General features: G+C 71.3%; 12 protein-coding genes. 9 read left to right on the top strand and 3 right to left on the bottom strand.

The window, feature by feature from the left end; genetic code table 11:
* Nucleotides 1–32: 32 nt before the first annotated feature.
* Nucleotides 33–716 carry an N-acetylmuramoyl-L-alanine amidase gene (locus BN159_RS14235; protein ID WP_015657678.1) on the bottom strand — a complete coding sequence of 228 codons (684 nt, stop codon included), beginning with the start codon at nt 714–716 and terminating at the stop codon, nt 33–35.
* A gap of 60 nt (nt 717–776) precedes the next feature.
* Between BN159_RS14235 and mnmA the strand changes: the two genes are divergently transcribed.
* Nucleotides 777–1,901: a tRNA 2-thiouridine(34) synthase MnmA gene (gene mnmA, locus BN159_RS14230; RefSeq protein ID WP_041819276.1), complete on the top strand. Its 1,125-nt coding sequence runs from the start codon at nt 777–779 to the stop codon at nt 1,899–1,901.
* Between the two features lie 18 nt (nt 1,902–1,919).
* Here mnmA and BN159_RS14225 read toward each other — a convergent pair whose 3' ends face one another.
* Together BN159_RS14225 and BN159_RS14220 are read right to left on the bottom strand one after the other, a co-directional pair.
* Entirely contained in the window at nt 1,920–2,702 is a 783-nt protein-coding gene (locus tag BN159_RS14225; RefSeq protein WP_015657676.1) for an alpha/beta fold hydrolase, read from the bottom strand.
* A 36-nt stretch (nt 2,703–2,738) separates the two neighbouring features.
* On the bottom strand, nt 2,739–3,062 hold the full coding sequence (locus BN159_RS14220) for a DUF427 domain-containing protein (protein WP_015657675.1): 324 nt from the start codon (nt 3,060–3,062) through the stop codon (nt 2,739–2,741).
* Between the two features lie 52 nt (nt 3,063–3,114).
* Between BN159_RS14220 and BN159_RS14215 the strand changes: the two genes are divergently transcribed.
* The 8 genes from BN159_RS14215 (at nt 3,115) to BN159_RS14180 (ending at nt 12,392) form a co-directional block, all read left to right on the top strand.
* A complete protein-coding gene (locus BN159_RS14215) occupies nt 3,115–3,654 on the top strand; it encodes an LOG family protein (RefSeq protein ID WP_015657674.1) in 540 nt (179 codons plus the stop codon).
* 20 nt (nt 3,655–3,674) lie between these two features.
* Nucleotides 3,675–4,373, top strand: a complete 699-nt coding sequence (locus BN159_RS14210; RefSeq protein WP_015657673.1) for an SDR family oxidoreductase — start codon at nt 3,675–3,677, stop codon at nt 4,371–4,373.
* A 34-nt stretch (nt 4,374–4,407) separates the two neighbouring features.
* Entirely contained in the window at nt 4,408–5,409 is a 1,002-nt protein-coding gene (locus BN159_RS14205; RefSeq protein WP_041819274.1) for a methionine synthase, read from the top strand.
* Nucleotides 5,410–5,424: 15 nt separating this feature from the next.
* A complete protein-coding gene (gene ligA / locus BN159_RS14200) occupies nt 5,425–7,617 on the top strand; it encodes an NAD-dependent DNA ligase LigA (RefSeq protein WP_015657671.1) in 2,193 nt (730 codons plus the stop codon).
* A 269-nt stretch (nt 7,618–7,886) separates the two neighbouring features.
* On the top strand, nt 7,887–10,133 hold the full coding sequence (locus BN159_RS14195) for a putative bifunctional diguanylate cyclase/phosphodiesterase (protein WP_015657670.1): 2,247 nt from the start codon (nt 7,887–7,889) through the stop codon (nt 10,131–10,133).
* Between the two features lie 217 nt (nt 10,134–10,350).
* Nucleotides 10,351–10,647, top strand: a complete 297-nt coding sequence (gene gatC, locus BN159_RS14190) for an Asp-tRNA(Asn)/Glu-tRNA(Gln) amidotransferase subunit GatC (protein WP_007384860.1) — start codon at nt 10,351–10,353, stop codon at nt 10,645–10,647.
* Between the two features lie 6 nt (nt 10,648–10,653).
* Nucleotides 10,654–12,156, top strand: a complete 1,503-nt coding sequence (gene gatA, locus BN159_RS14185; RefSeq protein WP_015657669.1) for an Asp-tRNA(Asn)/Glu-tRNA(Gln) amidotransferase subunit GatA — start codon at nt 10,654–10,656, stop codon at nt 12,154–12,156.
* The gene (locus BN159_RS14180) at nt 12,153–12,392 is read left to right on the top strand and encodes a hypothetical protein (RefSeq protein ID WP_015657668.1); all 240 of its coding nucleotides are present in this window, start codon (nt 12,153–12,155) and stop codon (nt 12,390–12,392) included. Before gatA ends, BN159_RS14180 begins: the two co-directional genes overlap by 4 nt.
* Nucleotides 12,393–12,405: the final 13 nt, after the last annotated feature.

The raw sequence follows: 12,405 nt of genomic DNA, 5'->3' as shown, positions 1-12,405 counted from the left end.
TGCCTCAGCTGGTCGAAGGGCCCCGCGCGGGCTCATGCCAGCGCCGTACGAGCCTGGCGGACCAGCTTCATGTACCGCTTCCAGTCCCAGTGTTCGCCCGGGTCCGTGTGGTCCGTGCCCGGCACCTCCACATGGCCGATGATGTGCTCGCGGTCGACGGGGATGTCGTAGCGCGCGCATATGCGGGCGGTGAGGCGGGCCGAGGCGGCGTACATCTCGTCCGTGAAGCCCTCGGGCCGGTCCACGAACCCCTCGTGCTCGATGCCGACACTGCGTTCGTTGTAGTCGCGGTTGCCCGCGTGATACGCCACGTCCAGCTCACGGATCATCTGCGTGACATGGCCGTCCTTGCGGACGATGTAGTGCGCCGCGGCGCCGTGCTCCGGGTCCTGGAAGACCTTCACCGCGCTGTCGTAACTGCCCTGGGTGACATGGATGACCACCATGTCGACGCCGTAGTCGTCCGGCCGGTCGGCCCGCCGCCAGTTCGCGTCCGAGGCCGCCAGCCAGCGCGCGCCCGCGAAGTCGACCTCGCCCTCCTTGCGCGGCTTCTCCACGCCGGGCAGCCGCCACCACAGCCGCCCCAGCTCGTCGCGGGCCAGCACCGCGGTGCCCAGCGCGGCCGCCGCGCCGCCGATCAGCAGCGCCCGCCGCCCGATGCGCCGGTCCGCGTCCGTGCCGCTGCCCTTGTCCTTGGATGCCTTCCTCGCCCCCATGTGATCGTCAACGGATACCCGGCGGCTCCGGTTCCCGCGGACCCGTACTCTTGAAGAGTTATGACTGACACCCCGCAGCGCCCCCTTCGTGTACTCGCCGCCATGTCCGGCGGCGTGGACTCCGCCGTCGCCGCCGCCCGCGCCGCGGAGGCCGGCCACGACGTGACCGGTGTCCACCTCGCGCTCTCCGCGAACCCGCAGTCCTTCCGCACGGGCGCGCGGGGCTGTTGCACCATCGAGGACTCGCGCGACGCCCGCCGCGCCGCCGACGTCATCGGCATCCCCTTCTACGTCTGGGACCTCGCCGACCGCTTCCGCGAGGACGTGGTCGAGGACTTCATCGCCGAGTACGAGGCCGGCCGCACCCCGAACCCCTGTCTGCGCTGCAACGAGAAGATCAAGTTCGCCGCGCTGCTGGACAAGGCGCTGGCCCTGGGCTTCGACGCGGTCTGCACCGGCCACTACGCGAAGGTCGTCACGCTGGCCGACGGCTCCCGTGAGCTGCACCGCGCCTCCGACATGGCCAAGGACCAGTCCTATGTCCTCGGTGTGCTGGACGAGCGGCAGCTCGCGCACGCGCTCTTCCCGCTCGGCGACACCGTGACGACGAAGGACGAGATCCGCGCGGAGGCCGAGGTCCGGGGTCTGGCGGTCGCGAAGAAGCCCGACTCCCACGACATCTGCTTCATCGCCGACGGCGACACCCAGGGCTTCCTGGCCAACCGCCTCGGCAAGGCCGAGGGAGACATCGTCGACGAGTCCGGCGCCAAGCTGGGCACCCATGAGGGCGCGTACGGCTTCACCATCGGCCAGCGCAAGGGCCTGCGCATCGGCACCCCGGCCGCCGACGGCAAGCCGCGCTACGTCCTCGACATCTCCCCGGTCGACAACACCGTCACGGTCGGCCCGGCCGCCGCCCTGGACGTCACCGCCCTGCGCGCGATCAAGCCCCGCTGGTGCGGCACCGCCCCCACCGGCCCCGGCACCTACACCGCGCAGCTCCGCGCCCACGGCGGCGAGACCGAGGTGACCGCCGAACTCGTCGACGGCACCCTGGAGGTCACCTTCACCGAGCCGGTCCGCGGCGTGGCCCCCGGCCAGGCGATCGTCCTGTACGACGACACACGCGTGGTGGGCTCGGCGACGATCTCGACGACCACGCGCGCGACGGCGGGCGCGGCCTGAGCGGTCCCGAGACAGGCCCTATGCGCCGAAGAACTCGGCCAGCACCGGGCCGAGGACCTGCGGTTCCACCATGTGGGTCTGGCCCTCCAGGCCGCGGTACGCGCCCTGCGGTGCCGCCTGAGCGACGGCCTGTGCGGCCTCCCGCATCCACGCGGGGCTCGCGCCGCCCGCGATGGCCAGCAGCGGCGCCTGGACCGACGCCAGCCGGGCGCGCGGCACCGAGCAGTCGCCCATCACGGCCGCGTCGTACGCGAGGCTCGGGGCGACGGCCTCCATCCCGGCCCACATGGGGGACTGGCGGGCACCCTGGATCATCTCCTCGGCGAGCCCGGTGAGCCGCAGGAACAGCTCCACCGCGTCCCCGCGCCTGCCCTGCCCGAGCGCCTCGCCGAGCCGCTCGGTGTACTCGGCCCACGCCGCCCGGCCGCCCTCGTGCACGGCGAACGGCGTCTCGTACACGGCCACCTGACGCACCGGCAGCCCGCTCGCCGCCGCCTCCAGGGCCAGCGCGCCGCCCGAGGAGACCCCGCACAGCGCCGCCTCACCGCCCACCGCCTCGATCAGCACCGCGAGATCCTCCACCTCGCGGGCGACGTCGTACGGCGCCGTGTCGCCGCTCTCCCCGCGGCCCCGGCGGTCGTACGTCACGACGGTGAACCGGCGCTCCGCGAGGGACTGCGCCAGCGGCGCGAGAGTCGCGCCCGTGGACATCGCGCCGCTGACGAGGACGACCGCCGGGCCGTCACCGGTGCTCTCGTACGCGAGGGAGGTGCCATCGCGCGAAATGCTCTTGAGTCCCATGCCCGACAGACTGCCACCGGGCACCGGACTAATCGGTCACAACACCTCGACTTCGTAGAAGCACAGATGGTCCTTGATCTCGGCGACGTCCGGCTTGGGCTCGGGGTATGCCCAGACCAGATCCGCGGCGTCCGGCAGCGACCAGTAGGAGGCCGTGCCCTTGAAGGGGCAGTAGGTGTGGGTGTCGGAAGGGGTCAGGAGTTCAAGGCGTACGTCCTCCGCGGGGAGGTAGTAGCGCACCGGACAGCCGGTCTCCCTGAGGATCAGCGGGTGGTCGCTCTCCGCGAGGACCTGGCCGCCGTGGACGACCCGTACGCGCTGAGTGCCGTGCTCGATCGTGATCGTGTGTCCTTCAGCCATGGTTGTAGGAGCACTCTCAGGGCGCCGGTTTCTTCCCGCGTACGGTGGCTGCATGCGAATCTGCGTCTTCCTCTCCGCGGCCGAACTGGACGAGCGATACACCCGCCCCGCGCGGGAGTTCGCGAACCTGCTGGGCAAGGGCGGTCACACGCTCGTGTGGGGCGGCTCCGACGTGGGGCTGATGAAGGTGGTCGCCGACGGGGTGCAGCAGGCCGGCGGGCGGCTGCTCGGCGTCTCGGTGGACTTCCTGGCCGCCAAGGCCCGCGAGGGCGCGGACGAGATGGTCATCGCCAAGGACCTCGCCGAGCGCAAGCGGCTGCTGCTGGAGAAGGCCGACGCGGTGGTGGTCATGGTCGGCGGCACCGGCACGCTGGACGAGGCGACCGAGATCCTGGAGCTGAAGAAGCACGGCCACACCGACAAGCCGGTCGTCCTGCTGAACACCGCGGGCTTCTACGACGGCCTGAAGCAGCAGTTCCGGCGGATGGAGGACGAGGGCTTCCTGCCCCGCCCCCTGACCGACCTGGTGTTCTTCGCGGAGGAGCCGGTGGGGGCGCTGGCGTATCTGGAGGAGAGCCACGGCGTGGAGTGACGGTGCCCCCAGGTGCGACGATGGCGCACATGGCTACTCATGTGATCACCGGGGCGGGTTCCGGAATCGGCGCGGCCGTCGCGCGGCGGCTGCACGCGCGCGGGGACGAACTCGTGCTGCACGCGCGCGACGCGGGCCGGGCGAAGGAGCTGGCGGCCGCGTTCCCCGGGGCCCGGACACTGGTCGGGGACCTCGCGGACCCCGACAAGCTGTCCTGGGCGTTCTCGCACCAGTCCCTGCCGGACCGGGTGGACTCCCTCCTCCACATCGCGGGTGTGGTGGACCTCGGACGGGTCGGTGACCTGACCCCGAAGACCTGGCGCCACCAGCTCAACGTCAACCTCATCTCGCCCGCCGAGCTGACACGCCACTTCCTGCCCCAGCTGAGGGCGTCCCGCGGCCACGTGATCTTCGTCAACTCCGGCGCGGGCCTGAACGCCCACGCCGACTGGTCCGCCTACGCCGCCTCCAAGCACGGCCTCAAGGCCCTGGCGGACTCCCTGCGCCACGAGGAGCACGCCCACGGCGTGCGGGTCACCTCGGTCTACCCCGGCCGCACGGCGAGCCCCATGCAGGCCAAGGTCCACCAGCAGGAGGGCAAGACCTACGACGAGTCCCAGTGGATCGACCCGGAATCGGTGGCCACCACCATCCTGACGGCCCTGGACCTGCCCAGGGACGCGGAGATCAACGACGTGACGGTCCGCCCGGGCCGCTGACTTCGGATTCGACGGGATACGTAGGCTTCCCCGCGTGAACGCACATTTCAGGTTTGCCTCCGCCACCGGTGTCGGGTCGATGCCCGGCACCGATGCCCGGGAGGCGGCCAAGACGGTCGTCGGGTCGTTCGAGGACTTCCCGTTCCTGGCCGAGCTGCCCGCCCGCGGGCCCGGCGCCGACATGATCGGACGTACCGCGGGGATGCTCGTCGAGCTGTACGCGCGCGTCGAGCCCAGCGGCTGGCGGATCGGGGACCGGCCCGGCCGGGACACCAGGCGGGCCCGCTCCTGGCTGGGCGAGGACCTCGACGCCCTGGAGGAGTTCGTCCAGGGCTACGAGGGGCAGCTCAAGGTGCAGGCGGTCGGGCCGTGGACCCTCGCCGCCGCCCTTGAGCTGAGGAACGGCGAAGTCGCCCTCTCCGACCCCGGCGCCTGCCGCGACCTCACCGCCTCCCTCGCCGAGGGCCTGCGGCAGCACCTCGCGGAGCTGCGCCGCCGTGTCCCCGGCGCCCAGCTCGTCCTCCAGCTCGACGAACCCTCCCTCACCGCCGTCCTGCGGGGCCAGGTGAAGTCCGCCAGCGGATACCGCACGCACCGGGCCGTGGACCGCCAGCTCGTCGAGTCCGCACTCCGCGATGTCATCGGGGTTCACGCGGACAACCCCGTCGTGGTGCACTCGTGCGCACCGGACGTCCCCTTCGCCCTCCTGCGCCGAGCGGGCGCGGCAGCGATCTCGTTCGACTTCTCGCTCCTCACCGAGCGTGACGACGACACGATCGGCGAGGCGGTCGAGGCGGGCACCGGACTGTTCGCAGGTGTCGTCCCGGGCACGGACGGCCCATTGTCAGACCCTGCCGGTAGCGTCATGGGTGTCAGGACGCTGTGGCGCAGGCTGGGGCTGCGACCGGGGCTTCTCGCGGAGTCCGTCACGCTCACTCCGGCGTGCGGCCTCGCGGGCGCTTCCCCCGCGTACGCCCGCAAGGCACTCGCCCACTGTGTCCGGGCGGCGAGATCCCTCGCGGACAACCCAGAGTAACGGGAGGACAACACGGTGGCCGGCGACAAGCAAGCGGAGACGACGGTGCCCGCCGAGGCGCGGGAAAAGCACGCCAAGCTCGCTGAGCAGATCGAGGAGCACCGCTTCCGGTACTACGTGAAGGACGCCCCGGTCGTCAGCGACGCGGAGTTCGACAAGCAACTGCGCGCGCTGGAGGCCCTGGAGGAGGAGTACCCGGAGCTGCGCACCCCGGACTCGCCGACCCAGAAGGTCGCGGGCGCGTACGAGACGGAGTTCACCGCAGTCCAGCACCGTCAGCGGATGCTCTCCCTGGACAACGCCTTCGACGACCTGGAGCTCGCCGCCTGGGCCGAGCGCGTCCACAAGGACGTCGGCGCCTCCGCGTACCACTTCCTGTGCGAGCTGAAGGTCGACGGCCTCGCCGTGAACCTGACGTACGAGCGGGGACGGCTCACCCGCGCGGCGACCCGCGGTGACGGCCGCACGGGCGAGGACATCACGCCGAACGTGCGCACCATCGCCGAGATCCCGGACCGGCTCAGCGGCGACGGCGTCCCGGACCTGGTGGAGATCCGCGGCGAGGTCTACTTCCCGATGGAGAAGTTCGAGGAGCTCAACGCCCGCCTGGTCGCGGCCGGTGACAAGCCCTTCGCCAACCCGCGCAACGCCGCCGCCGGTTCGCTGCGCCAGAAGGACCCGCGGGTCACCGCCACCCGCCCCCTGCACATGGTCGTCCATGGCATCGGCGCCCTGGAGGGCTTCGAGGGCCTCTCCCGCCTCTCCCAGGCGTACGACCTGCTCAAGACCTGGGGCCTGCCCACCTCCCGGCACAACAAGGTGGTCGGCGATCTCGACGGCGTCCGCGCGTTCATCGAGTACTACGGCGAGAACCGCCACTCCGTGGAGCACGAGATCGACGGCGTCGTCGTCAAGCTCGACGAGATCCCGCTCCAGGGCCGCCTCGGCTCCACCTCCCGCGCCCCGCGCTGGGCCATCGCGTACAAGTACGCGCCGGAGGAGGTCAACACCAAGCTGGTCAACATCCGGGTGGGCGTGGGCCGTACGGGCCGGGTCACGCCGTACGCCCAGGTCGAGCCGGTGACGGTGGCCGGTTCCGAGGTCGAGTTCGCCACCCTGCACAACCAGGACGTGGTCAAGGCCAAGGGTGTGCTGATCGGCGACACCGTGGTGCTGCGCAAGGCCGGTGACGTCATCCCGGAGATCCTCGGTCCCGTCGCCGACCTGCGCGACGGCAGCGAGCGCGAGTTCGTGATGCCGGCCGAGTGCCCCGATTGCGGTACGCCGCTCAGGCCGATGAAGGAGGGCGACGTCGACCTGCGCTGCCCGAACGCGCGGGGCTGCCCGGCGCAGTTGCGGGAGCGCCTGTTCTACCTCGCGGGCCGCAAGTCGCTGGACATCGAGCACTTCGGTTACGTCGCCGCAGCTGCCCTCACCAAGCCGCTGGAGCCTTCGGAGCCGCCGCTGATCGACGAGGGCGACCTGTTCGACCTCACCATCGAGCGGCTGCTGCCCATCAAGGCGTACGTCCTGGACCAGGACAGCGGTCTGCCCAAGCGGGACCCGAAGACCGGCGAGGAGAAGGTCGCCCGGGTCTTCGCCAATCAGCAGGGCGAGGCGAAGAAGAACGCGCTTGCCATGCTGGAGAACATCCAGGCGGCCAAGGAACGCCCCCTCGCCCGGGTGCTCACGGGCCTGTCGATCCGTCATGTGGGACCGGTCGCCGCCGAGGCGCTGGCCCGCGAATTCCGCTCGATCGAGCGGATCGAGCAAGCCAGTGAGGAGGAGCTGGCCGCCACCGACGGCGTCGGCGCGATCATCGCGGCCTCGCTGAAGGAGTGGTTCGCCGAGGAGTGGCACCAGGAGATCCTCCGCAAGTGGCGGGCGGCCGGCGTGCGCATGGAGGAGGAGGGCTCCGGCGAGGACGAGGGGCCGCGCCCGCTGGAAGGTCTCACCGTGGTCGTGACCGGCACTCTGGAGCGCTTCACCCGGGACGGCGCCAAGGAGGAGCTCCAGACCCGCGGGGCCAAGGTGACCGGTTCGGTCTCGAAGAAGACGTCTTTCGTCGTCGTGGGTGACAATCCTGGTTCGAAGTACGACAAGGCGATGCAGCTGAAGGTGCCGGTTCTGAACGAGGACGGCTTCACCGTCCTGCTGGAACAGGGCCCCGAGGCGGCGGCCGAAGTCGCTCTTCCGACCGAGGAGTAGGCGGCGGTAGCGGTTGAAGGCCACCCGATCGGCGCATACCAGATGCATACGGGTGGCTGGGGCGCATTCGGGCAACCGTCGACGACCGCTGCCCGTGGAAGCCTTCTGCGGCCTACTGTTGAGATGTGCGCCTGCCGTGCCCAGCTGCGGTTGGGGCATTCCCTTGCTCTTGGTGAGCCGGGGGAAGGGTTTTCCGACGCGGTGCTGCCAGAGGATGTCGGGCAGCGGACCGCGTGGCGTGGGCACCGCCGGCTGTGAGAGGGACGGGAATGGAACCGACCGAGAGCGCCGCCCCGGACTCACGGCTGCGCCTGCGCCGGTTCACCGGCGCCTGGCGGACCGGCCGCTGGTCCGGGTGGGGCGCCTGGCGCCCGGAAATGGCCGGGCGCATCCCCGGAGCGCTCGCGGCGGACAGTCGCGGCGCCGCACAGCTCACCGTCGAACCCGTCACCGGTCTGCCCGGGAGTGAGTCCGACCGGCACCTGTCCTGGCCCGCGCTGCCCGCGGCCGTCGTCGCGGCGGCCGGCTTCGTGCTCGGTGCCGGGTTCTACCGCGCCTTCACCGGCGACCACGCCCTCTTCCCGTCCGGTACCGTCGGCTGGTCGCTGGCCCTGCTCACCGGCATCATCGTCGGCCATCTCGTCGCCCTCGGCCGCGCCCGCTGGTGGGGCGGCACCGGCTCCGGCGCCGCCCTCACCCTCGCCGTCCTGATGCTCTACGGCTGGGTGCCCGCCGGAATGGTCAGCCTCACCGTCGTCGTCCTGGTCGGGATAGCCCGGCGCCACCGCTGGCGGCAGGGCGTCCTGCACGGCTCGGTGGACATCCTCGGCATCGCCGCCGGCGCCCTGGTGCTCGCCGCCTTCGGCCGGGTGCCCTCCGTCGAGGACCCCTGGAACCCCGAGAGCTGGACCTTCTACACCGCCCCCGAGGTGGTGCTGGTCGCCGCCGCCTACCTCGTGGTCAGCCGCACCCTGCTGTGGTACCTGCACGCCCCGCGCCACAAGGGCCTGCCCACCGTCGCCCGCACCGCCCTGGTCAGGCAGGGCCTCGTCGCGGTCGCCCTGCTCGGCATCGCCCCGCTGGTCTGCGTCGTCGCCATGGCCAAGCCGGTGCTGCTCCCGCTGTTCTCCATCCCGCTGATCGCCCTCGACTCCACCCTGTGGATAGCCAGGGCCCGCGCCGAGGAGCAGCTGCGCGACCCGCTGACCGGGCTGCCCAACCGGCAGTGGCTGCTGGAGCGCATCTGGACCGCGCTCGACGACGCCGAGCGGATCGGTGCCCGGTCCGCGCTGATGCTGATCGACCTGGACCGATTCCGATCGGTCAATGACACGCTGGGCCATCTCGCCGGGGACCGGCTGCTGCTCCAGATCGCCGACCGGCTGCGCCTGGCCCTGCCGCGCGGCGCCGAGGCCGCCCGCCTGGGTGGTGACGAGTTCGCCGTCTTACTGCCGGTGGCCGACTCCACGACCTCCGCGACCCGCGTCGCCCGCAGTCTGGTCGCCGACCTCAGCTCCCCGCTCGACCTCGACGGCCTCACCCTGGTCCTGGAGGCCAGTGCCGGAGTCGCCGTCTTCCCCGACCACGCTCTGGACGCCGAGGGCCTGCTGCGCCGCGCGGACGTGGCGATGTACCAGGCGAAGCGGGACCGCACCGGCGTGGAGGTCTACGAGTCCAAGCGGGACTCCAACACCCCGGACCGCCTCGGCCTGCTCGGCGATCTCAGAAGGGCCCTCGACGCGCACGAGGTGCAGCTCCACTACCAGCCCAAGGTCCGCTTCGACGGCCAGGTGGCCGGTCTGGAGGCGCTGGTCCGCTGGGTGCACCCGGAGCGCGGGAAGGTGCCGCCGGACGAGTTCATAGCGATCGCCGAGTCCTCCGGACTGATGCCCTACCTCACCGAGTACGTGCTGGAGACGGCGCTCGGCCAGGTCGCCAAGTGGCGGGCCCAGGGGCTGCACGTCCCGGTCGCCGTGAATGTCTCCCCGCGTGATGTCCACACGCCGGGCTTCGCCGGATCCGTGGCCGCCCGTCTTGCCCGGCACGGCGTCCCGGCGGGAGCGCTCCAGCTGGAGATAACCGAGCATGTCCTGCTGGAGGACCCGCAGCGCGCCGCCGACACCCTGGCGGGGCTGACCGGGCACGGCGTGAAGATGTCCCTGGACGACTTCGGCACCGGCTACTCCTCCCTCGTCCATCTGCGTCGGCTGCCCGTCAGCGAACTGAAGATCGACCGCTCCTTCGTGGCCCGGCTCGCCGTCGACAACGAGGACGCGGAGATCGTGCGCTGCACGGTGGACCTGGCCCATTCGCTCGGCCTGCTCGTGGTCGCCGAGGGCGTCGAGGACGACGAGACCTGGGAGCGGCTGCGCGACCTGGGCTGCGACGCCGTACAGGGCTGGCTGGTCGCTGCCGCGATGCCGCCCGAGGAGACCACGGCCTGGCTGCGGGCCCGCGGATCACGCGGCTGGCAGCGACCGCGCGCCGCACTGCCCGCGGCGGCGACCGACGAGTAGTTTCGCCCCCGCCGCCCCTACCCGTCCCATCCCAAAGGGGCGTGGCCCCTTGGCAACCCCACCAGGGGGCTCCGCCCCCTGGACCCCCATAGGCCCCGAAGGGGCCTCGTCCTCAAACGCCGGACGGGCTGACAACGGGAAACCGTTTCACGGGCACGGCCCCCCGCCCCATAGGATTGGCCCCAAACCACACACACTCACCCCAGAGGATCGCTGCATGCCTGGCATCACGCGCGAGGAGGTCGCCCACCTCGCCCGGCTGGCGCGTCTGGAGCTGAAGCCCGAAGAGCTTGAACACTTCGCCGGCCAGCTGGACGACATCATCGGCGCGGTCGCCCGCGTCAGCGAGGTCGCCGACCAAGACGTACCGCCGACCTCGCACCCGCTCCCGCTGACGAACGTCATGCGGGCGGACGAGGTCCGTCCGTCGCTCACCCCCGAGCAGGCGCTCTCCGGCGCCCCGGCCCAGGAGCAGCAGCGTTTCAAGGTGCCGCAGATCCTGGGGGAGGACTAAGAAGTCATGACGGACAACGTCAACATCATCAAGCTCACCGCCGCCGAGACCGCCGCGAAGATCGCCTCCGGCGAGCTCACGGCCGTCCAGGTCACCGAGGCCCACCTCGCCCGCATCGAGGCCGTCGACGAGAAGGTGCACGCCTTCCTGCACGTCGACCGCGAGGGCGCCCTCGCGCAGGCCCGCGCCGTCGACGAGAAGCGCGCCAAGGGCGAGAAGCTCGGGCCGCTCGCCGGCGTCCCGCTCGCGCTCAAGGACATCTTCACCACCGAGGGCATCCCGACGACCGTCGGCTCGAAGATCCTCGAGGGCTGGATTCCGCCGTACGACGCCACCCTCACCAAGCGGCTCAAGGCCGCTGACGTCGTCATCCTCGGCAAGACCAACATGGACGAGTTCGCCATGGGGTCGAGCACCGAGAACAGCGCGTACGGGCCGACCGGCAACCCCTGGGACCTCACCAAGATCCCCGGTGGCTCCGGTGGCGGGTCGTCCGCGGCCCTCGCCTCCTTCCAGGCCCCGCTCGCCATCGGCACCGACACCGGCGGTTCCATCCGCCAGCCGGCCTCCGTCACCGGCACGGTCGGTGTGAAGCCGACGTACGGGGCCGTGTCCCGTTACGGCATGGTCGCCTTCTCCAGCTCCCTGGACCAGGGCGGGCCCTGCGCCCGCACCGTCCTGGACGCGGCCCTGCTGCACGAGGTCATCGCCGGGCACGACCCGATGGACTCCACCTCCATCGACGCCCCGGTCCCGCCGGTCGTCGAGGCCGCCCGCAACGGCAGCGTCGCCGGCATGCGCGTCGGCGTCGTCAAGCAGTTCCGCGGCGAGGGCTACCAGGCCGGTGTCATCCAGCGCTTCGACGAGTCCGTGGCCCTCCTCAAGGAGCTGGGCGCGGAGATCGTCGAGCTGGACTGCCCGTCCTTCGACCTCGCGCTGTCGGCGTACTACCTGATCGCGCCGTCCGAGTGCTCCTCCAACCTCGCCCGCTTCGACGGCCTGCGCTACGGCCTGCGGACCGGCGACGACGGCACGAACTCCGCCGAGGCGGTCACCTCCCTCACCCGTGAGGCGGGCTTCGGCCCCGAGGTCAAGCGCCGCATCATGCTCGGCACGTATGCCCTGTCGAGCGGCTACTACGACGCCTACTACGGCAGCGCCCAGAAGGTCCGCACGCTCATCACGCGCGACTTCGAGAAGGCCTTCGAGCAGGTCGACGTCATCGTCTCGCCGACGACGCCCACCACCGCCTTCGCGATCGGCGAGCGTGCCGACGACCCGATGGCGATGTACCTCGCGGACCTGTGCACCATCCCCACCAACCTCGCGGGCAACGCGGCCATGTCGCTGCCGTGCGGTCTGGCGCCGGAGGACAACCTCCCGGTCGGCCTCCAGATCATCGCCCCGGCGATGCAGGACGACCGGCTCTACAAGGTGGGCGCCGCTGTCGAGGCCGCCTTCGTGGAAAAGTGGGGCCACCCGCTTCTTGAGGAGGCTCCGTCGCTGTGAGCAAGCTGTCCAAGGCCAAGGACTTCAAGAAGTCCAAGTCCGGCACGTACCTGTCCATCGCCACCACCGCGTTCGGCGCGGTGAGCGTCGTCAAGCAGATGAAGAAGGCGCGGCTGGAGAACGACACGCTGCGGCTGATCGACGCCACCGTCTCCGCCGCCGCCATCGTCACCGGCCTCGCCATCCTGTACCGCGAGCTGAAGCGGCTGGGCGACGACGACGTCCTGCTGGGCTGAGAGGGAAGTTTCA

This window comes from Streptomyces davaonensis JCM 4913, from assembly GCF_000349325.1.
In the GTDB taxonomy this organism is placed as follows: Bacteria; Actinomycetota; Actinomycetes; order Streptomycetales; family Streptomycetaceae; genus Streptomyces; species Streptomyces davaonensis.
The sequence above is the reverse complement of the archived record's forward strand: the minus strand, read 5'-3'. Positions and strand labels throughout refer to the sequence as shown.